Annotated in this window: 18 protein-coding genes and 1 pseudogene; 17 read left to right on the forward strand and 2 right to left on the reverse strand. The window is 70.6% G+C overall.

Features of this window, described 5'->3' with window-relative positions:
* The 14 genes and pseudogenes from D3218_RS10270 (at position 1) to pnp (ending at position 16,239) form a co-directional block, all read left to right on the forward strand.
* Positions 1–1,041, forward strand: coding sequence for a hemolysin family protein (locus D3218_RS10270; protein WP_119540276.1), 1,041 nt, complete (start codon positions 1–3; stop codon positions 1,039–1,041).
* A gap of 140 nt (positions 1,042–1,181) precedes the next feature.
* Positions 1,182–2,756, forward strand: a complete 1,575-nt coding sequence (gene lnt, locus D3218_RS10275) for an apolipoprotein N-acyltransferase (protein WP_136625082.1) — start codon at positions 1,182–1,184, stop codon at positions 2,754–2,756.
* A 121-nt stretch (positions 2,757–2,877) separates the two neighbouring features.
* Positions 2,878–3,303 (forward strand): helix-turn-helix domain-containing protein, encoded by a 426-nt coding sequence (locus D3218_RS10280; RefSeq protein ID WP_119539991.1) that lies wholly within the window; start codon positions 2,878–2,880, stop codon positions 3,301–3,303.
* Between the two features lie 102 nt (positions 3,304–3,405).
* Positions 3,406–4,614, forward strand: coding sequence for a methionine adenosyltransferase (metK, locus tag D3218_RS10285; RefSeq protein WP_119539992.1), 1,209 nt, complete (start codon positions 3,406–3,408; stop codon positions 4,612–4,614).
* Complete coding sequence (trmB, locus tag D3218_RS10290; RefSeq protein WP_119539993.1) at positions 4,604–5,317, forward strand: tRNA (guanine(46)-N(7))-methyltransferase TrmB; 714 nt, start codon at positions 4,604–4,606, stop codon at positions 5,315–5,317. The genes metK and trmB overlap by 11 nt, the downstream gene beginning before the upstream one ends.
* Positions 5,318–5,547: 230 nt before the next feature.
* Positions 5,548–6,156 (forward strand): ribosome maturation factor RimP, encoded by a 609-nt coding sequence (gene rimP, locus D3218_RS10295; RefSeq protein WP_119539994.1) that lies wholly within the window; start codon positions 5,548–5,550, stop codon positions 6,154–6,156.
* 98 nt (positions 6,157–6,254) lie between these two features.
* Positions 6,255–7,844, forward strand: a complete 1,590-nt coding sequence (gene nusA, locus D3218_RS10300) for a transcription termination factor NusA (RefSeq protein WP_119539995.1) — start codon at positions 6,255–6,257, stop codon at positions 7,842–7,844.
* 19 nt (positions 7,845–7,863) lie between these two features.
* Positions 7,864–8,535, forward strand: a complete 672-nt coding sequence (locus D3218_RS10305) for an RNA-binding protein (protein ID WP_119539996.1) — start codon at positions 7,864–7,866, stop codon at positions 8,533–8,535.
* 96 nt (positions 8,536–8,631) lie between these two features.
* Positions 8,632–8,808, forward strand: a pseudogene (locus D3218_RS20325) (translation initiation factor IF-2 associated domain-containing protein); the annotation flags it as partial.
* A gap of 93 nt (positions 8,809–8,901) precedes the next feature.
* Positions 8,902–11,823 (forward strand): translation initiation factor IF-2, encoded by a 2,922-nt coding sequence (infB, locus tag D3218_RS10310; protein WP_425359302.1) that lies wholly within the window; start codon positions 8,902–8,904, stop codon positions 11,821–11,823.
* A gap of 120 nt (positions 11,824–11,943) precedes the next feature.
* The gene (gene rbfA, locus D3218_RS10315; RefSeq protein ID WP_119539998.1) at positions 11,944–12,360 is read left to right on the forward strand and encodes a 30S ribosome-binding factor RbfA; all 417 of its coding nucleotides are present in this window, start codon (positions 11,944–11,946) and stop codon (positions 12,358–12,360) included.
* Positions 12,360–13,346, forward strand: coding sequence for a tRNA pseudouridine(55) synthase TruB (gene truB / locus D3218_RS10320; RefSeq protein WP_119539999.1), 987 nt, complete (start codon positions 12,360–12,362; stop codon positions 13,344–13,346). The genes rbfA and truB overlap by 1 nt, the downstream gene beginning before the upstream one ends.
* Before the next feature lie 159 nt (positions 13,347–13,505).
* Complete coding sequence (gene rpsO, locus D3218_RS10325; protein ID WP_061937454.1) at positions 13,506–13,775, forward strand: 30S ribosomal protein S15; 270 nt, start codon at positions 13,506–13,508, stop codon at positions 13,773–13,775.
* Between the two features lie 325 nt (positions 13,776–14,100).
* On the forward strand, positions 14,101–16,239 hold the full coding sequence (gene pnp / locus D3218_RS10330) for a polyribonucleotide nucleotidyltransferase (RefSeq protein ID WP_119540000.1): 2,139 nt from the start codon (positions 14,101–14,103) through the stop codon (positions 16,237–16,239).
* 80 nt (positions 16,240–16,319) lie between these two features.
* Here pnp and D3218_RS10335 read toward each other — a convergent pair whose 3' ends face one another.
* Positions 16,320–16,748: an organic hydroperoxide resistance protein gene (locus D3218_RS10335; RefSeq protein WP_119540001.1), complete on the reverse strand. Its 429-nt coding sequence runs from the start codon at positions 16,746–16,748 to the stop codon at positions 16,320–16,322.
* 119 nt (positions 16,749–16,867) lie between these two features.
* On the opposite strand from D3218_RS10335, the gene D3218_RS10340 reads away from it, so the two are divergent.
* Positions 16,868–17,338: a MarR family winged helix-turn-helix transcriptional regulator gene (locus D3218_RS10340; protein WP_119540002.1), complete on the forward strand. Its 471-nt coding sequence runs from the start codon at positions 16,868–16,870 to the stop codon at positions 17,336–17,338.
* 4 nt (positions 17,339–17,342) lie between these two features.
* On the opposite strand, the gene D3218_RS10345 is transcribed toward D3218_RS10340, so the two are convergent.
* Positions 17,343–18,395, reverse strand: coding sequence for an aldo/keto reductase (locus tag D3218_RS10345; protein ID WP_119540003.1), 1,053 nt, complete (start codon positions 18,393–18,395; stop codon positions 17,343–17,345).
* Between the two features lie 150 nt (positions 18,396–18,545).
* Here D3218_RS10345 and D3218_RS10350 point away from each other — a divergent pair, with 150 nt between their 5' ends.
* A complete protein-coding gene (locus tag D3218_RS10350) occupies positions 18,546–19,226 on the forward strand; it encodes an alpha/beta fold hydrolase (RefSeq protein WP_168990478.1) in 681 nt (226 codons plus the stop codon).
* Positions 19,227–19,233: 7 nt separating this feature from the next.
* Positions 19,234–19,890 (forward strand): HAD family hydrolase, encoded by a 657-nt coding sequence (locus D3218_RS10355; protein WP_119540005.1) that lies wholly within the window; start codon positions 19,234–19,236, stop codon positions 19,888–19,890.
* Positions 19,891–19,894: the final 4 nt, after the last annotated feature.

A 19,894-nucleotide genomic window follows, 5' to 3' on the forward strand; every position in this document is an offset into this window, starting at 1 on the left:
ATGAGCATGCCCCCCTTTGGCGACGAGACCGGCCACGAGGCCGTTTCGTCGGAGACCCCGCCGGAGCCGCGAAGTCGCGGGCCCCGGCGCGGCGCGGAGACCGCCGCCGAGCCGGGCTTTCTGGAATCGCTCGTCGCGTTCCTGCGGCCGCGCGTGTCGCACTCCCTGCGCGAGGAAATCGCCGAGGCGCTGACCCGGCCCGAGACGGAGGCCTCCGGCTTCACGCCCAACGAGCGGCTGCTCCTGGGCAACATCCTCCAGCTCCACGACGTGCGCGTCGAGGACGTGATGGTTCCGCGCACCGAGATCCAGGGCATCGCCGCCTCCGCGACGCTGGCGGAGCTGATGGCGCGCTTCGAGGAGACCGGGCACTCGCGCATGCCGGTCTACGACGAGGGCCTCGACGATCCGCTCGGCATGGTCCACATCCGCGACGTGATCGGCCACGTCACCCGCGCGGCGCTCTGCTTCCGGCACGAGGAGGGCGAGGCAGACGCGCCGGTGCGCTCGGCACTGGATCTCGGCCGCGTCGACCTCGCCCACACGATCGCCGATCTCGGCCTCCTGCGGCAGATCCTCTTCGTGCCGCCCTCCATGCACGCGGCCGAGCTGATGCAGCGGATGCAGGCGAGCCACATCCAGATGGCGCTGGTGATCGACGAGTACGGCGGCACCGACGGTCTGGTCTCGCTGGAGGACATCCTCGAGATGGTGGTCGGCGACATCGAGGACGAGCACGACGACGACGAGGCCCTGGTCACCCACTCGGGCGACGGCGTCTTCTACGCGGACGGCCGGGCCGACCTCGACGAGGTCCGCGAGGTGGTCGGAGCCGATTTCGACGTCACCGGCCACGAGGAGGACGCCGACACGATCGGCGGGCTCGTGGTCAACGCGCTGGGCCGGATGCCGGCGCCGGGCGAGGTGGTCGAGGTGGTCGCGGGGTTCGAGATCGAGGTCATGGACGCGGATCCCCGGCGCGTGAAGCGGCTGCGCATCGTGCGCTTTCCCGAAGGGGCGGCCGCCGAACTCGACGGCTGACGCGCCCGGCGCGGAAGGTTTCGCGAAAGTCCCGCTCGTTACGACCTGCAAGGGTGCACCCGCGCCGGAGACGACGTGCCTCGCGGCGGACCGGGGCGGACGAGGGGCGTTGAGCGTTGGAACGACTGGCCGGACGGATCATGCTTCTCCATGGCTGGCGGCGGGCGGCCCTCGCGGCGCTGGCCGGGCTCGTGGCGACGCTGGGGCTCGCGCCGATCAACGTCCCGGCTGTGGGCTTCGTCTCCTTTCCGGTTCTGGTCTGGCTCCTGGACGGCGCGAGCGGACGGCCGGGGGCCGGCCTCGTGCGGCGCGCGCTGCCCGCCTTCCGGATCGGCTGGTGCTTCGGTTTCGGCTATTTCCTGGGCGGGCTCTGGTGGCTCGGCGCCGCGGTCCTGGTGGGCGGCACGAGCTTTCTCTGGGCGCTGCCCTTCGCCGTCCTCGGCCTGCCGATGGTGCTCGGCGTGTATCACGGGCTGGCGGCGGCGGCGGCGCGCCTCGCCTGGAGCGACGGTCCCGGGCGGCTGTTCGCCCTGGCCGCGTCCTTCGCCGCCTTCGAGTGGCTGCGCGGCACGCTCCTGACCGGTTTCACCTGGAACGAGATCGGCGTCCTGGCCGCGCCGGTGCCGATGCTGATGGGCAGCCTGTCGGTGGTCGGGCTGCACGGGCTGACGCTTCTGGCCGTGTTCGTGTTCGCGCTGCCGGCGCTGCTCGGCGCGCCCGTCCGCGGCCGAGCGGCGGCCTTCTCGTTCGGCGCCGTGCTGCTCGCGGCCCATGTCGGCTTCGGCGCCTGGCGGCTGGCCGAGGCCCCGACGGACACGGTGCCGGACGTCGCGCTGCGCATCGTCCAGCCCGCGATCCTCCAGTCCGACAAGTGGGACCCGGCCGAGGAGGAGGAGAACTTCGCCCGCCTCCTGGCGCTGACCGGCGGCGGCGAGCCCGCGCCCGAGGGAGCGCGGCGCCTCGTGATCTGGCCCGAATCGGCCTTCCCCTTCATCCTGACCGACCGGCCGGACGCGGTGACGCGCCTCGCCGACGCGCTGAACCCCTCCGACACGCTGATGGCGGGCGCCACGCGCGTCGAAGGCGAGACGCGGGACCCCGCCGCGCGGTTCTACAACTCCCTCTACGTGATCGATTCGAGCGGTGCCGTGCGCGAGGCGGGCGACAAGCTGCACCTCGTGCCCTTCGGCGAGTACCTGCCGTTCCAGGCGTTCCTCGAAGGGCTCGGCGTGACCCAGCTCACCCGGCTCCCCGGCGGCTTTTCGGCCGGCGCGGCGCGGCGGATCATGCGGGCGGGCGAGGGGGGGCCGAGCTTCCTGCCGCTGATCTGCTACGAGGCGATCTTCCCCGACGAGCTTCTCGGCGATCTCGAATTGCGGCCGGACTTCCTGCTCAACGTCACCAACGACGCCTGGTACGGCCGCACGCCCGGCCCCTACCAGCACCTGCGCCAGGCGCAGATGACGGCGGTCGCCTTCGGCCTGCCGCTGGTGCGCGCCGCCAATACCGGCATCTCGGTCGTCACCGACAGCGTCGGCCGACCGGTCGCCGGACTGGCGCTCGGAGAGCGCGGCACGGTGGATGCCGCCCTGCCCGCACGGGGCGCGCCCACGGTCTTTTCGCGCTGGGGCAATCTTGTGTTCGCCGCAATTGTCGGTCTTTTCGTCCTGCTTGCCGTCGGCGCCTCGATTCGGTCCGGCCGCGTGCGCCACTGAGGCGCGATTGCTCACCATAGTCGTATCATCTAGATAACGACTGATGTTCATGAAGCCGGGCGGCGGGGGCCGCGTCGGCAAGGCGCGCCGCCGGACGGCGGCGGCTTCCTAGGGGCGATCCATGGCGGTTGAAAGCAAGAAGCCGAACCCCGTCGACGTGCACGTCGGCGCGAGGGTGCGGTTTCGGCGAACGATGATGGGAACGAGCCAGGAGAAGCTGGGCGAGGCGCTGGGGGTGACGTTCCAGCAGGTGCAGAAATACGAGAAGGGCACCAACCGCGTCGGTGCCAGCCGCCTGCAGAAGATCGCCGAAGTCCTGCAGGTCCCCGTATCCTTCTTCTTCGAAGGATATCAGGGCGAGGAAAGCCAGCCCACAGGGATGGCCGAGGCGGACGCCACCTTCGTCAACGACTATCCCGTGTCCAGCGAGAGCATCCAGCTCAACCGCGCCTTCGGCAAGATCCAGGATCCCAAGGTGCGCCGCCGCATTCTCGAGCTCGTCCGGTCGCTGGCCGAGGCCGAGGCCGAGGAGAGCGGGTCCAAGTAGCGACGGTCCTTCCGCGGTGCGAGAAAAGCCTTGCGCATCGAGGTGCCGCTGTTAAGGACGGCCACTCCGATCGAACTCCCACAAGCGAGAGACCATAGGCGGATGCGCAGCGGCGAGTACTTCTTCACCTCCGAGAGTGTTTCGGAAGGTCATCCCGACAAGGTCTGCGATCGCATCTCGGACGAAGTGCTGGACCTGCTCTACCGCGAAGCGCGCAAGGCCGGGATCGACGCCTGGCAGCTGCGCGTCGCCTGCGAGACGCTGGCCACCACCAACCGCATCGTGATCGCCGGCGAGGTCCGCTGCACGCTCGATTCGGCCAAGCTTCGCTCCAAGGTCCGCTCCGCCGCCCGCCGCGCCGTGAAGTCGATCGGCTACGAACAGGACGGCTTCCACTGGAAGACCGCCAAGATCGACGTGCTCTTGCACGAACAGTCGGCCGACATCGCCCAGGGCGTCGATGCCGGGGCCAAGAACACGGAAGGGGCGGGCGACCAGGGCATCATGTTCGGCTACGCCTGCCGCGAGACGGCCGAGCTGATGCCCGCCCCGATCTTCTACGCCCACAAGATCCTGGAGCGCCTCGCCGAGGCGCGCCGCTCGGGCGAGGGCGGCGCGGGCGTGCTCGGCCCCGACGCCAAGAGCCAGGTCACGGTCCGCTACCGGGACGGCAAGCCGGTCTCGATCTCCTCCATCGTCCTGTCGACCCAGCATGTCGACGAGTCGCTGACGTCGGCCGACGTGCGCCGTCTGGTCGAGCCCTTCGTGCGCGAGGCGACCGCCGGCCTGCCGATCGACGACGACTGCGTCTGGCACGTCAACCCGACGGGCAAGTTCGTGATCGGCGGCCCGGACGGCGACGCCGGCCTGACGGGACGCAAGATCATCGTCGACACCTACGGCGGCGCGGCGCCGCACGGCGGGGGTGCCTTCTCGGGCAAGGACCCGACCAAGGTCGACCGCTCCGCCGCCTATGCCGCGCGCTACCTCGCCAAGAACGTGGTGGCGGCCGGGCTCGCCGACCGTTGCACCATCCAGCTCTCCTACGCGATCGGCGTCGCCGAGCCGGTCTCGGTCTATGTCGACCTGCACGGAACGGGGAGGGTCGAGGAAACGGCGCTGGAAGCGGCGCTGCGCGAGCTGATGGACCTCACACCGCGCGGCATCCGCGAGCATCTCGACCTCGCGCGCCCGATCTACGCCAAGACGTCGGCCTACGGGCATTTCGGCCGCAAGCCCGGTCGCGACGGCTCGTTCTCCTGGGAGCGCACCGACCTCGTCGCCAAGCTGAAGGCGAAACTTGGCCGCTGAACGCCGAACGAACGGCCCGCGCGCCCGCGTCCGCGAGAACTTCTTCGGGCGCTCGCGCGGCAAGACGCTCCGGCCGCTCCAGGCTGGGCTCCTGCGCGAGTCGCTGCCCGCGCTGGTGCTCGACCTTGGCCAGCCCGCCCCGGCCGACCTGCGCACCCTGTTCGAGGCTCCGGTCGACGCCGTCCGGCTCGAGATCGGCTTTGGCGGCGGCGAGCATCTGCACATGGAATCGGGGCGCCATCCCGGCACCGGCTTCATCGGGGTCGAGCCCTTCGTCAATTCCATGGCCAAGATGCTGGTGGCGCTGGACGCCGATCCGCGCGCGAACCTTCGTCTGTTCGGCGACGATGCGACGCTGCTGCTCGACTGGCTGCCGGACGCCTCGCTTTCGGGCATCGACCTGTTCTACCCGGACCCCTGGCCCAAGCGGAAGCACTGGAAGCGGCGTCTCGTGAACGCACGCACGCTGGACCGGATGGCGCGGGTGCTGCGGCCGGGTTCCCGCTTCCGCTTCGCCTCGGACATCGAGACCTACGTCGACTGGACGCTGCTCCACCTGCGCGACCATCCGGCCTTTCGCTGGCAGGCGGAGGGTCCGGCCGACTGGCACACGCCCTACGAGGGCTGGCCCGGCACGCGCTACGAGGCGAAGGCGCATCGCGAAGGGCGAAAAGGGGCGTACCTGACCTTCCTGCGGCTCTGACGCGGGCCCGGACGCCGCCGGCCGCCTGGTTGTGGAAAAGGCGCCTCGCCTTGCCAAGCCGCCCGCGCGGCTGTATACGGGGCTCAAATTCTCTGCGATGCGATCGTGAGAGTGGGTCCTCCCGGTCCCGCTCTTTTTTGTTAGGGGCAAGGCCTCGGCAAGAGACCCGGCGATCGCCGCAGGCGGGGCCGCCCGGAAGGGGCGCTCCGCGAGGCACGACCGGAGACTTCGTGACGGACAAGCGCATCATCATCGAACAAGGGCTCGAAGCCCGCATCGCCACCCTTCTGGAGCCGGTGATCGAGCAGCTCGGCTTCCGCCTCGTGCGGGTGCGGGTCTCGGCCCTCAACGGCACCACGCTGCAGATCATGGCGGAGCGGCCGGACGGATCGATGAGCGTCGAGGACTGCGAGGCGGTGTCGCGCGGGATCTCGCCGGTGCTGGACGTCGAGGACCCGATGGACCGGGCCTACCATCTCGAGATCTCCTCGCCCGGCATCGACCGCCCGCTGGTGCGCGCCGGTGACTTCCGGGCCTGGGCGGGCCAGTTGATGAAGCTGGAGACCACGCGTCTCCTGGCCGGGCGCAAGCGGTTTCGCGGGCGCATCCTCGAGGTGTCCGACACCGGCTTCCGGCTGGAGCGCGACGGCGCGGCCGCCGGCGAGGAGCCGGTGGTCGAGATCCCGTTCGACGCGCTGGCCGAGGCGCGATTGATCCTCACCGACGAACTCATCGCCGCCTCGCTGAAGGCCGACAAGGCCGCCCGCAAGGCGCGCGGCGCGCCGCTGGACGACGAGGACGACGCGCTGGACGGAGCCGGAGCGCCCGCCGCGCATTGATGTGACGACGGGAGGGGGCGCGCCGCGCGGCGCGCGACCTCCCATCCCGAAGGGCCGGAGCCACGAGTGCCCGGCGGCTTTCGACAGGAGACGTGAACATGGCAGTCAGTGCGAACAGGCTCGAGCTTCTGCAGATCGCGGATGCCGTGGCGCGCGAGAAGTCGATCGATCGTGAGATCGTGATCGCCGCGATGGCCGATGCCATCCAGAAGGCCGCCCGCTCGCGCTACGGCCAGGAGACCAACATCCGCGTCGACATCAACACCAAGACCGGCGAGATGAAGCTGCAGCGGCTTCTCGAAGTGGTCGAGGAGGTCGAGGATCCGGCGACGCAGATCTATCTCGATCTCGCGCGCGACAAGAACCCGGATGCGGAGCCCGGCGACTTCATCGCCGAGCAGCTGCCGCCGATGGAGTTCGGCCGCATCGCCGCCCAGTCGGCCAAGCAGGTCATCGTGCAGAAGGTGCGCGAGGCCGAGCGCGACAAGCAGTACGAGGAGTTCATCGGCCGGGTGAACGAGATCGTCAACGGCACGGTGAAGCGGGTCGAATACGGCAACGTCATCGTGGATCTCGGCAAGGGCGAGGGCATCATCCGCCGCGACGAGCAGATCCCGCGCGAGCTGTTCCGCTACGGCGACCGCGTGCGCGCCTTCGTCTACGACGTGCGCCGCGAGCAGCGCGGGCCGCAGATCTTCCTGAGCCGCACCCATCCGCAGTTCATGGCCAAGCTCTTCACCATGGAAGTGCCGGAAATCTACGACGGCATCATCGAGATCAAGGCGGTGGCCCGCGATCCGGGCTCGCGCGCCAAGATCGCCGTGGTGAGCCGCGATTCCTCGGTGGATCCGGTGGGCGCGTGCGTGGGCATGCGCGGCTCGCGCGTCCAGGCCGTGGTGGGCGAGCTCCAGGGCGAGAAGATCGACATCATCCCCTGGTCGCCCGACGCCGCGTCCTTCCTGGTCAACGCGCTGCAGCCGGCGGAAGTCGCCAAGGTCGTGCTCGACGAGGACGCCGAGCGTATTGAAGTCGTGGTGCCCGATGACCAGTTGAGCCTGGCGATCGGCCGTCGCGGCCAGAACGTGCGCCTCGCCTCGCAGCTCACGGGCTGGGACATCGACATCCTCACCGAGCAGGAGGAGTCCGAGCGGCGCCAGAAGGAGTTCGTGGAGCGTTCGGCGCTGTTCATGGACGCTCTGAACGTCGACGAGATGGTCGGCCAGCTTCTGGCCTCCGAGGGCTTCGCCAGCGTCGAGGAAGTGGCCTACGTGGAGAATTCCGAGGTCGCCGCGATCGAGGGATTCGACGAGGACACGGCCTCCGAGATCCAGAACCGCGCCAAGGAGTTCCTGGACCGCCGCGAGCAGGAGCTCGACGACAAGCGCAAGGCGCTGGGCGTCGCCGACGAGCTGCGCGGCATCGACGGCCTGACCACCGCCATGCTGGTGGCGCTCGGCGAGGACGGCGTGAAGAGCGTCGAGGACTTCGCGGGCTGCGCCGCCGACGACCTGGTCGGCTGGACCGAGCGCAAGGACGGCGAGACCAAGCGCTTCACCGGCGCCCTGTCGGCCTTCGACCTCAGCCGCCAGGACGCCGAGGCGATGATCATGCAGGCCCGCGTCTCGGCGGGCTGGGTCGAGGCGGAAGAGCCGGCGGCCGAGATCGACGAGGAGGCCGAGGAGGCCTGACGGGAGCGCGACGGAACGGATGAACGGCGACGAGGACGGGGACCTGGAGGAGGCGGTGATGAACGGACGCATGTGCATCGTGTCGCGCCGCTCGCTGCCGGCCGGCGCCCTGATCCGCTTCGTCGCGGATCCCGACGGCCGAGTCGTGCCCGACCTCAAGCGCCGCCTGCCGGGGCGGGGCGCCCATGTTGAGGCGCGCCGTTCGGCGGTCGAGGCGGCTCTGAAGCGCCGGCTTCTGGCCCGTGCCCTGAAGCGCGAGCTGGCGGGCACGGAGACGCTGGCCGACGACTTGGAGGCGCTGCTGGTGCGCGCGGCCGCCGGCGCTCTGGCGCTGGCGCGCAAGGCGGGCCAGGTGACCACGGGCGCGGCCAAGGTGGATGCCGCCCTGCGCGCCGGCAAGGCGCTGGCCTCGCTGCACGCCGCCGACGGGGCGGCCGACGGGGTGCGCAAGCTGGACGGGGCGCGCCACGCCCGCGCCTTCGAGACGGGCGCCGAACCGGTGCCGGCCTTCCACACGCTCACGGCCGCCGAAATCGGTTTGGCCATGGGCGACCACAATGTGATACATGCGGCCATCCTGCCCGGCGGCGCCGGAGCGGCCCTGATCGAGCGCCTGGAGGCGCTGGAGACATACCGGGGCGCAAGCGCCCGGGCGACAACCATCGCGGACACCGGGGACCCGGGTCCATGAGACCACCATTAAGATCAACGGCAGAGCACGGTTGCACAATGCTCTAGGCACGGATAGTGGCGCGGGGAACAACCCGCGCAGGAAGCGGAAGCGTAAATGAGCGATACGAAATCCGGCGACGACAAGACGCTGAGCGTCAACCCGAAGAAGACCCTGTCCCTCAAGCCGAGCGGCAACGTCCCGCAGTCGGTGGTGCGGCAGAACTTCTCGCACGGGCGGACCAAGAGCGTCGTCGTGGAGACCAAGAAGCGCAAGTTCTCGGTCCCCGGCGAGACGGCGAAGGACGCGCCCGCGGCGGTGGAGCCGGCAGCGGCACCCCCGGCGGCGCCCGCCGCGCCCGCGCGCCCGGCCCTGACCCCCGCCCAGATGGCGGCGCTGGAGCATGCGGCCAAGAACCCGCAGGCACCGGTCGCGCCCGATCGCCCCGCCGCACCGGCCCCGACGCCCGAGGCCGAGGCCGCGCCGGTGGCCCCGGTCGCCGAGGCCGCGCCCGCTGCGGCCGCCGCGCCCACGGCTCCGGCGGCAGAAGCCGCGCCGGCCGAACCCGTCGCCGAGACGCCGGCCGCGCCCGCCGCCGCGTCCGAAGCCCCCTCGACCCCTCCCGTTTCCGAGTCACCGAAGCCTTCCTTGAGCGAAACCGCCAAACCCGCCGCCGTCGCGGCCCCGTCCCCGGCGACCCCGTCCGCGCCGCGCGCCGCCCAGCCGACGCCGCCGCGCGCCGCTGCCGGCAGCCCGGCCGGCGCCCAGCGTCCGGGCCAGCCGGCGCGTCCCGGCTATGCCGGCTCGCCGTCCGGCCGCCCCGGCGCGGGGCCCCAGCGCCCCGGCCAGCCGAACCGTCCGGGGCAGCCCGGCGGTCGTGACGAGCGTCGCGGGCCGACGCCGGCCGCCGCCGCCCCCGGCGCGCGCCAGCCGCGCGGCGCCGTTCTGTCGGACCTGTCGTCCAAGGAGATGGACGCGCGTCGGCGTGCGCTCATCCTCGCCCAGCAGCGCGAAGCCGAAGACCGTCGCCTGTTCCAGATCGAGGAGGCGCGCCGCATCGCCGAGGACGAGCGGCGCCGTGCGGAGCGCGAGGAGTCCGAGCGCCGTCAGGCCGAGGAGGCCGCGCGTCTCGAGCTCGAGGCCGCCGCCCGCCGCAAGGCCGAGGAGGATGCGGCCCGCCGCGCCGCCAACAAGCCCGTCGCGCGCACCGGCGGTAAGGCCGGGGCCGATGTGATCCCCGGCCCGCCGCCGGTGGACGACGGCCTGGGTCTGCGCCCCGCCGGCCGCACGGACCTGACCAAGAAGACGCGCGCCGACGACGAGGACGATCGCCGTCGTCCGGGCGCGGCCCGTGGCCCGGCGCGCGGCCCGGCGGCGGACGCCGCCAAGCCGACCCGTGCGCGCGTCGGCGACGACCGCCGCGGCGCCGGCCGCGTCAATGTCGAGCGTGCGCTGTCCGACGAGGACGCGCGCGGACGCTCCCTGTCGTCGATGCGTCGGCGCCAGGAGAAGTTCAAGCGCTCGCAGCAGCACCAGACCCGCGAGAAGATTGCCCGCGAAGTGATTATCCCCGAGACCATCACCATCCAGGAACTCGCCAACCGCATGTCGGAGCGGGCCGTGGACGTCATCAAGTTCCTGATGGCGCAGGGCCAGATGATGAAGCCGGGCGACGTGATCGACGCCGACCTCGCCGAGATCATCGCCTCCGAGTTCGGCCACACGGTCCGCCGCGTGGCGGAATCGGACGTCGAGACCGGCATCTTCGACGTCGCCAGCGACCCCGAGAAGCTGGTGTCGCGGCCGCCGGTCGTGACGATCATGGGCCATGTCGACCACGGCAAGACCTCGCTCCTCGACGCGATCCGCAAGACCAACGTCGTGTCCGGCGAAGCCGGCGGCATCACGCAGCACATCGGCGCCTACCAGGTCGAGCAGAACGGCCAGAAGATCTCGTTCATCGATACGCCGGGCCACGCGGCCTTCACCGCGATGCGCGCCCGCGGCGCCCAGGCGACCGACATCGCGATCCTCGTGGTGGCGGCCGACGACTCGGTAATGCCGCAGACGATCGAATCGATCAGCCATGCCAAGGCGGCGGGCGTTCCGATCATCGTGGCGATCAACAAGATCGACCGTCCGGCGGCCGACGCCCAGAAGGTGCGCACGCAGCTCCTCCAGCACGAGGTCTTCGTGGAATCGATGGGCGGCGAGGTGCTGGACGTCGAAGTGTCGGCCAAGGTCGGCACCAATCTCGACAAGCTGCTCGAGGCGATCCTGCTCCAGGCCGAGATCCTGGACCTCAAGGCGGACCCCGAGCGCACCGCCGAGGGCGTCGTGATCGAGGCCCAGCTCGACCGCGGCCGCGGTCCGGTCGCGACCGCGCTGGTCCAGGCCGGCACGCTGCACACGGGCGACATCGTGGTGGCCGGCGACCAGTGGGGCCGCGTGCGCGCGCTGGTCAACGACCAGGGCAAGCAGCTCAAGGAAGCCGGTCCGTCCATGCCCGTCGAGATCCTCGGCATGCAGGGCACGCCGCTCGCCGGCGACCGCTTCGCGGTGGTCAAGGACGAGTCGCAGGCCCGCGAGATCACCGAGTACCGTCAGCGCCTGACGCGCGAGAAGGCCGTGGCCAAGTCCGCCGGCCAGCGCGGCTCGCTCGAGCAGATGATGACCCAGCTCCAGTCCTCGGGGCTCAAGACCTTCCCGCTGCTCATCAAGGGCGACGTGCAGGGCTCGGTCGAGGCCATCGGCGCGGCGCTGGACAAGCTCGGCACCGACGAGGTGCAGGCGCGCATCGTCCATTCGGGTGCGGGCGCGATCACCGAGTCCGACATCCAGCTCGCGGCGACCTCGAACGCGGCCATCATCGGCTTCAACGTGCGCGCCAACGCCCAGGCCCGCCAGCTCGCCGAGCGCGAGGGGATCGAGATCCGCTACTACAACATCATCTACGACCTCGTGGATGACGTGAAGCAGGCGATGTCGGGCCTCCTGTCGCCCGAGCGGCGCGAGACGTTCCTCGGCAATGCCGAGATCCTGGAGGTGTTCCACATCACCAAGATCGGCAAGGTCGCGGGCTGCCGCGTCACGGAAGGCAAGGTCGAGCGCGGGGCCGGCGTGCGCCTCATCCGCGACGGCGTCGTCATCCACGAGGGCACGCTCAAGACGCTCAAGCGCTTCAAGGACGAAGTCGCCGAGGTGCCGGGCGGCCAGGAGTGCGGCATGGCCTTCCAGAACTACGAGGATATCCGCCAGGGCGATATCATCGAGAACTTCCGCGTGGAGCATATCGCGCGCACGCTCTAATCCTCGACGGGGCCGGACCGGCCCCTTCACCGGACGCGATGCAAAGCCCGGCGGCGACGCCGGGCTTTGCAGTTGCGCCCGCCCCCGAGGACCACGCCGCGCGGCCAGGAGCAACCCGCCATGCCCAAGCATTCCAACAGCCCCAAAGGCCCGTCGCAGCGCCAGCTTTCCGTCGGCGAGAAGGTGCGCCACGCGCTGACCGAGATCCTGCAGCGGCGAGAGATCATCGACCCGCTCCTCGAAAACGCCGTGATCAGCGTGACGGAAGTGCGCATGAGCCCCGACCTCAAGCTCGCCACCGCGTATGTCACGGTGTTCGGACAGGAGGACATGGACCCGTTCATCCGGGCGCTGAACGCCCATGCGCGCTTCCTGCGCGGGCGACTGACGCCGGCGCTCAGGCAGATGAAGTACATGCCGGAGATCCGCTTCCGGCAGGACGACAGTTTCGACAACTACGCCCGGATCGACGCGCTGCTGCGCTCGCCGGAGGTCCTGCGCGACACGCAGGGGACGGCAGACGAGGAAGACAACTGATGGCACGTCGCGGCAAGAAGCCGAAGGGGCGCCCAATCTCCGGCTGGGTGATCTTCGACAAGCCGAAGGGCATGGGGTCCACGGAGGCCGTGTCCAAGATCAAGTGGCTGTATTTCGCGCAGAAGGCGGGCCATGCCGGCACGCTTGACCCGCTGGCGTCCGGCATGCTGCCGATCGCGCTGGGCGACGCGACCAAGACCGTCCCCTTCGTGATGGACGGGCGAAAGACCTATCGGTTCACTGTCTCATGGGGCGCCGAGACGACGACGGACGACACGGAAGGCCCGGTCACCAACGCCTCCGACCGCCGCCCGGCGCGCGCCGACATCGAGGCGCTGCTGCCCAACTACACCGGCGAGATCAGCCAGGTGCCGCCCGCCTTCTCGGCGATCAAGATCGAGGGCGAGCGCGCCTACGACCTGGCGCGCGCGGGCGAGACGGTGGAGATCGCCGCCCGCACGGTCACCGTGCACCGGCTTTGGATCTCGGACATGCCCGACAGCGCCGCCACGACCTTCGAGGCCGAGTGCGGCAAGGGCACCTACGTGCGCGCCATCGCGCGCGACCTCGGCCGCGACCTCGGCTGCTTCGGCCACATCACCGAGCTGCGGCGCGTGCGCGTCGGCTCGTTCGACGAGGACGACATGGTCACCCTCGACGAGCTGATGGACGCCGCCGAGGAGGGCCTGGAGGAACTGGCGCCGGAGGCCGTGGAGGCGGGCGCGCGCGCGCGCATCACCGACTTCACCGCGCTGGACGAGATGGTGCTCGACGCGGCCACGGCGCTCGGCGAGCTCTACGAGGTAGCGCTCACCGACGACCAGACCGGACGGGTCCTGTCGGGCAACCCGGTCCTCCTGCGCGGGCGCGACGCGCCGGCTTTCTGCGACGAGGCCTATGCCACGGGGCAGGGGCGGCTGGTCGCGATCGGCTCGATCGACCAGGGCTCGTTCCACCCCAAACGCGTCTTCGGCGGGCGCGGCTGACGGGCCGCGGCCGTTCCGGGCTGGCAATCGCCCGGGAATGCGCCTATACGAACCCCCGCATGCCCGGTTTCGCGATCGGGCGGGCCTCGTGGCCCTGGCTGGACGACATCCCGGCTAGGGCGTCCCAACCCTCCGTTTTTTCCAAGAAAGGGATATCCGATGTCGATCACGCTCGAGCGCAAAGCCGAACTCATGAAGGAATACGCGACCAAGGAAGGCGACACCGGTTCGCCCGAGGTGCAGGTCGCCCTTCTGTCGGAGCGCATCGCCAACCTGACCGAACACTTCAAGGGCCACAAGAAGGACAACCACTCGCGCCGTGGCCTTCTCAAGATGGTGTCCCAGCGTCGCCGCCTCCTCGACTATCTGAAGGAGCGCGAGGAAGAGCGCTACACCGCGCTGATCGGCCGTCTCGGCCTGCGTCGCTAAGCAAGACCTTCGCCGCGGCGCCCGGAAGCTTCCCGGCGCCGCGTCCCGCATTCCGACCCAGCTTCTCCCGCCCCGGCGGGGAAAGCCTGTCCCGGCCGGCGGCCTTCCGAAAGGTCCCGAGCCCGAGAGCCGAACGCTCATGGGGCAGGATTGCCGGACGCTTCCCGGCATGATCCCGACGGCTCCGCCCGGAGGGAACCCATCGTGCCCGAGCGCCGCCGACGAACGGCCGCGCCTCGCCCGGAAGCCTCCCGCCGTCTTGCCCATGCGCGTTTTTCCGAAAGCCGGCCGCGACGCTTCGCGGCCAAGCCATGAGGCACACCGCATGTTCAATACCCACAAGGTCGAGATCGAATGGGCCGGCCGCACGCTGACCCTGGAGACCGGCAAGATCGCCCGCCAGGCGGACGGCGCCGTGCTCGCCACCTACGGCGAGACCGCCGTGCTCGCCACGGTCGTCTCGGCGAAGGCGCCGAAGCCCGGCTTCGACTTCTTCCCGCTGACCGTCAACTACCAGGAAAAGGCCTTCGCGGCCGGCAAGATCCCCGGCGGCTACTTCAAGCGCGAGGGTCGGCCTTCCGAGAAGGAGACGCTGGTCTCGCGTCTCATCGACCGTCCGATCCGCCCGCTCTTCGCGGACGGCTACAAGAACGACACGCAGGTCGTCGTCACGGTGCTCCAGCATGACCTGGAGAACGATCCCGACGTCCTGGCGATGGTGGCCGCCTCGGCCGCGCTGACCCTGTCGGGCGTGCCCTTCATGGGCCCGATCGGCGGCGCGCGCGTCGGCTACATCGATGGCGCCTACAAGCTGAACCCGCATGTCGACGAGATGGCCGAGTCCAAGCTCGACCTCGTGGTCGCCGGCACGCAGGACGCCGTGCTCATGGTCGAGTCCGAGGCGCGCGAGCTGGACGAGGAGACCATGCTCGGCGCCGTGATGTTCGGCCACCAGGGGTTCCAGCCGGTGATCGAGGCGATCGTCAAGCTCGCCGAACACGCCGCCAAGGAGCCGCGCGACCACAACGCGCCGGACCATTCGGCGCTGGAGGGCGAGATGCTCTCGATCGCCGAGGGCGAGCTGCGCGAGGCCTACAAGAACACCGACAAGCAGGCGCGCTACGCGGCCGTCGACAAGGTGAAGGCCAAGGTCGTCGCCCACTTCCTGCCGGAGGGCGCGACCGAGACCAAGTACACGAAGGAAGAGGTCGGGGCGGTCTTCAAGGAACTCCAGGCCAAGATCGTGCGCTGGAACATCCTCGACACCAAGAGCCGCATCGACGGGCGCGACCTGTCCACCGTGCGCGCCATCGTGGCCGAGGCCGGCATCCTGCCGCGCACCCATGGCTCGGCGCTGTTCACGCGCGGCGAGACGCAGGCGCTGGTCGTCGCCACGCTCGGCACCGGCGAGGACGAGCAGTATGTCGACTCGCTGACCGGCACCTACAAGGAGACCTTCCTCCTCCACTACAACTTCCCGCCCTACTCGGTGGGCGAGACGGGCCGCATGGGCTCGCCGGGCCGTCGCGAGATCGGCCACGGCAAGCTCGCCTGGCGCGCCATCCGCCCGATGCTGCCGGCCAAGGAAGCCTTCCCCTACACGATCCGCGCCGTGTCCGAGGTGACCGAGTCCAACGGCTCGTCCTCGATGGCGACCGTGTGCGGCACCTCGCTGGCTCTGATGGACGCCGGCGTGCCGCTGCAGCGTCCGGTGGCGGGCATCGCCATGGGCCTCATCCTCGAGGGCGAGCGCTTCGCGGTCCTGTCCGACATCCTGGGCGACGAGGACCACCTCGGCGACATGGACTTCAAGGTGGCCGGCACCGACCGGGGCATCACCTCGCTGCAGATGGACATCAAGATCCAGGGCATCACCGAGGAGATCATGAAGATCGCCCTCGAGCAGGCCAAGGGCGGTCGCGAGCACATCCTCGCCGAGATGAACAAAGCGCTGGGTTCGGCCCGCGCCGAGCTCGGCGAGTTCGCCCCGCGCATCGAGGTCATGCAGATCCCGACCGACAAGATCCGCGACGTGATCGGCTCGGGCGGCAAGGTGATCCGCGAGATCGTCGAGAAGACCGGCGCCAAGATCAACATCGAGGACGACGGCACCGTGAAGATCGCCTCGTCGTCGGCCAAGGAGATCGAGGCCGCCAAGAAGTGGATCCACTCCATCGTGGCGGAGCCGGAAGTCGGCGAGATCTACGAGGGCACGGTGGTGAAGTGCGTCGAGTTCGGCGCCTTCGTGAACTTCTTCGGCTCGCGCGACGGCCTCGTGCACATCTCGCAGCTCGCCGCCGACCGCGTCCAGAAGACGCAGGACATCGTCAAGGAAGGCCAGAAGGTCTGGGTCAAGCTGATGGGCTTCGACGAGCGCGGCAAGGTGCGCCTGTCCATGAAGGTCGTCGATCAGGCCACGGGCGAAGAGCTCAAGAAGGCCGCCAAGGAGGAGGACGCGGAGTAATCCGTCGATCCCTCGCGACAAGACAAAGGGGGCGGCCCAACAGGCCGCCCCCTTTTTTTCGTGTCCTGGTCGGAGCCGGTTCAGGCGATGGTCAGGCCGACCGCGACATTGTCGCGCGTGGCGTTGGAATAGGGGCAGACCTGATGGGCGGTGTCGACCAGCTTCTGCGCGTCGGCGCGCTCGACGCCCGGCAGCGAGATGGTGAGGTCGGCGGTGATGCCATAGCCGCCCTCCGAACGCGGGCCGAAGCCGATCTCGGCGGTGACGGTCGCCTCGGCCGGAACCTTGACGCCGACCTTCGACGAGACGGCGCGCATGGCGCCCAGGAAGCAGGCGGAATAGCCGGCCGCGAAGAGCTTCTCGGGATCGGCGCCGACGCCGCCGGGACCGCCCATCTCCTTGGGAACCACGAGCTTGACGTCGACCGCGCCGTCCTCGGAGCGGGTGTGGCCGTCGCGGCCGCCGCCGGAGGCGGTGGCGCGGGTCTTGTAGATCGGATCGACGGGCATGGGCGGTGCTCTCCTAAAGCGATTGATTATTATCGCGATAACGAAATACCGACCGATGGGATGCCTGTCCAGCAAAAAGTTATCGTGATAATGAGTGGCGACCCGACCGGGAGTTTCCGATGACGCGCGCGACCGTGCCGCTGCCCCTCGACGACCATCTCTGCTTCGCCCTCTACGGCGCATCCATGGCCATCGGGCGCCTCTACAAGCCGATCCTGGACGGCTGGGGCATCACCTATCCGCAGTATCTGGCGCTCGCCGCGCTCTGGGAGGCCGATGCGCAGCACGTGGGCGCGCTGGCGGAGCGGCTGGCGCTGGAGCCCAGCACAGTGACGCCCCTGCTGACGCGCCTTGCGGCGGCGGGCTTCGTGACGCGCGAGCGCGACCCGGCGGACGGGCGGCAGGTGATCGTGCGGCTGACGGAGGCGGGACGGGCGCTTCAGGACCGCAGCGGATGCCTCGGCGATGCGCTGGTCGCCGTGGCCGGCCTGAGCCTGGACGAGCTTCGGCGGATGACGGCGGTCGCGCGCAGGCTGCGCGACGCCGTGGCGAGCCGGGACGCCGGCGAACCGGCAAGGTCCCGACCCTGACCCGTCAGGGCGCGGGGTTGCCGAAACGCTGGTGCAGCGCGTCCACGGCGTCCTGCATGGCGGGCGTCCAAACCACCGCGTCGGCGTCGAGGCATTCGTCGAGCTGGGTGATCGTGGTCGCGCCGATGATGGCGGCGGCGACGAAGGGCTGCGCCAGCACGAAGGCGTTGGCGAAGGTGGCCGGAGCGAGGCCGAAGTCGCGGGCCAGCGCGACATAGGCGTCCACGGCCTCGGCGGTGCCGGGCTTCTCGTAGCGCTGGAGCCGGTCGAAGAGCTGCTTGCGCGAGCCGGTGGGCAGGGCGCCGCCGGCATACTTTCCGGTCAGGTATCCCTGCGCGAGCGGCGAATAGGCGAGGAGACCGACATCCTCGCGCGCCGCGATCTCCGCCTGTGCCGTCTCGAAGGTGCGGTTCAGGAGGTTGTAGGCGTTCTGGACGCTCGCCATGCGGGGCGCGACGCCGGTCTCGGCGAGGGACAGCCAGCGCATCGTGCCCCAGGCGCTCTCGTTGGACAGGCCGGCGTGGCGGATCTTGCCGTCCCGGACGAGGTCCGCGAAGACCTCAGCCGTCTCGGCGATCGCCACCTCGTCGGCCACAGGGTCCGGCGCGGTCCAGCGCGTGGGCACCGAGCCGAAGCCGGCCGTGGGGCGGTCCGGCCAGTGGATCTGGTAGAGGTCGATGCAGTCCGTGCCGAGCCGCCGCAGGGAGCCCTCCACCGCTTCCAGCACGTTGCGCCGGTCGAGACGCGGCTCGGATCCGTCGCGCCGGAACCAGGTCATCGCCGAGCGGCCCACGACCTTGGTCGCGACCACCATCCGATCGCGGTTCCCCCGGGCCCGGAGCCACGAGCCGACGAAGCTCTCCGTGCGCCCCTGCGTCTCCGCCTTGGGCGGAATCGGATAGAGCTCGGCCGCATCCAGGAAGTTGACGCCGCGCTCCGCCGCGCGGTCGAGCTGGGCGTGGGCCTCGGCCTCGCTGTTCTGCTCGCCGAAGGTCATGGTGCCGAGGCAGATCCGGCTGACGCGCAGATCCGTGCGCCCGAGCGGTCGTTGCTGCATGGAAGGTCCTTGGGGGATCCGTGGATGGGAAGGGAGGCGGGAGCCCTCCTTACGCGCGCCGGGCGCCTGCCGCAACGCGGCATGCGCGTCATCGCCTCCTCATGCGCCTGCGCTAGATGCGGTGCCGAACCCCAGCAGACCGGAGCCGACATGCGCCTGATCCTCGTACCCGCCTTCGCCTGCGACGGCGATCTCTACGAGCCGCTGATCCCGCTGCTGCGCCCCGACTTCGACTGCCGGGTCGTGGTGCCGGCGGCGCCCGACATGGCGGCCTGCGCGCGCGAGGTGGTGGATGCGGCCGAAGGGCGTCCCTGCCTCGTCGCCGGCACGTCCTTCGGCGGGCACGTCGCCCGCGAGGCGGCGATCTCGGCCCCGGCCCTGGTGCGGGGCCTCGTGGTCATGGGCGCCGCGCCGCAGGCGTCGGCGAGCCGCGAGGTCTTCGACCGCCGGCGTGCCGCGATCGAAGACGACGGCGGGGCGGAGATGCTGGAGGAAATGGCGCGCGCCATCGTGTTCGAGCCCGAGGGCCGCGGGCAGGAGGCCGCCGACACGTTCCGCGCCATGGCGGCCCGCGCCGGCACCGACCGGCTCCTGGCGCAGAACGAGGCGCTGATGACGCGGCCGGACCGCACGGCCGACCTGCCGGGTCTCGCCTGCCGCTCGCTGCTCGTGTGGGGCGAGGCGGACGCGTTCTCCGCGCCCGAGGCGGGCCGCGCGATGGCGCAGGCCATGCCGGAGGCCGAGTTCGTGCTCCTGGAGGAGTGCGGCCATCTGCCGACGCTGGAGACGCCGATGCGGGTCGCCGCCGCGATCCGCGCCCGCTTCTTGTGAGGCGAGGGTGTTCGATCTCGTCGTCTTCGACTGCGACGGCGTCCTGGTCGACAGCGAGGTCCTCGCCGGCGAGGCGTTGCGCGCCGTACACCGCGCGCACGGGATCGAGGTCTCGGCCGCGCTGTTCTCCACCATCGTCGGCATGAAGGCGGCGGACGGGCTGGCGACTCTGGCCGCCGCCACGGGCCGCGCGCTGCCGCCGCGCGCCGAGGCCGACCTCTGGCCGGCGACGGCCGCACTGTTCCGCGAGCGGCTGCGCCCGTGCCCCGGCGTCGCGGACCTTCTGGAAGGCTCGCGGCTGGCGCGCTGCGTCGCCTCGTCATCCCATCCGGAACGGATCGCGTTCAGCCTCGAGGTGGCGGGCCTGCGCCGGTTCTTCGGGCCGGACGCGCTGTTTTCGGCCGCCGAGGTCGAGCGCGGCAAGCCGGCGCCCGATCTCTTCCTCCATGCCGCCGCGCGGATGGGGGCGCGGCCCGGCCGCTGCGTCGTGATCGAGGACACGCGCTTCGGCATCACGGCCGCCAAGGCCGCCGGCATGACGGCCGTCGGCTATGTCGGGGGAAGCCATGCCGGGCCGGACGCCGCCGGCCGCCTGGAGCGGGCAGGGGCCGACTGGGTGTCGGCCTCCATGGCCGAGATCGCCGCGCGCCTCGGCGCGGCGTGAGGGC

Origin of the sequence: Aureimonas flava, from assembly GCF_003583935.1 — a bacterium.
Lineage (GTDB): Bacteria > Pseudomonadota > Alphaproteobacteria > Rhizobiales > Rhizobiaceae > Aureimonas > Aureimonas flava.

Bases quoted from the DNA above. Each gene is read 5' to 3' on its own strand.
- D3218_RS10270 (WP_119540276.1), top strand. From the start codon at position 1: ATGAGCATGCCCCCCTTTGGCGACGAGACCGGCCACGAGGCCGTTTCG.
- lnt (WP_136625082.1), top strand. From the start codon at position 1,182: ATGCTTCTCCATGGCTGGCGGCGGGCGGCCCTCGCGGCGCTGGCCGGG.
- D3218_RS10280 (WP_119539991.1), top strand. From the start codon at position 2,878: ATGGCGGTTGAAAGCAAGAAGCCGAACCCCGTCGACGTGCACGTCGGC.
- metK (WP_119539992.1), top strand. From the start codon at position 3,406: ATGCGCAGCGGCGAGTACTTCTTCACCTCCGAGAGTGTTTCGGAAGGT.
- nusA (WP_119539995.1), top strand. From the start codon at position 6,255: ATGGCAGTCAGTGCGAACAGGCTCGAGCTTCTGCAGATCGCGGATGCC.
- D3218_RS10305 (WP_119539996.1), top strand. From the start codon at position 7,864: ATGAACGGCGACGAGGACGGGGACCTGGAGGAGGCGGTGATGAACGGA.
- infB (WP_425359302.1), top strand. From the start codon at position 8,902: ATGGCGGCGCTGGAGCATGCGGCCAAGAACCCGCAGGCACCGGTCGCG.
- rbfA (WP_119539998.1), top strand. From the start codon at position 11,944: ATGCCCAAGCATTCCAACAGCCCCAAAGGCCCGTCGCAGCGCCAGCTT.
- truB (WP_119539999.1), top strand. From the start codon at position 12,360: ATGGCACGTCGCGGCAAGAAGCCGAAGGGGCGCCCAATCTCCGGCTGG.
- rpsO (WP_061937454.1), top strand. From the start codon at position 13,506: ATGTCGATCACGCTCGAGCGCAAAGCCGAACTCATGAAGGAATACGCG.
- pnp (WP_119540000.1), top strand. From the start codon at position 14,101: ATGTTCAATACCCACAAGGTCGAGATCGAATGGGCCGGCCGCACGCTG.
- D3218_RS10335 (WP_119540001.1), bottom strand. From the start codon at position 16,748: ATGCCCGTCGATCCGATCTACAAGACCCGCGCCACCGCCTCCGGCGGC.
- D3218_RS10340 (WP_119540002.1), top strand. From the start codon at position 16,868: ATGACGCGCGCGACCGTGCCGCTGCCCCTCGACGACCATCTCTGCTTC.
- D3218_RS10345 (WP_119540003.1), bottom strand. From the start codon at position 18,395: ATGCAGCAACGACCGCTCGGGCGCACGGATCTGCGCGTCAGCCGGATC.
- D3218_RS10350 (WP_168990478.1), top strand. From the start codon at position 18,546: ATGCGCCTGATCCTCGTACCCGCCTTCGCCTGCGACGGCGATCTCTAC.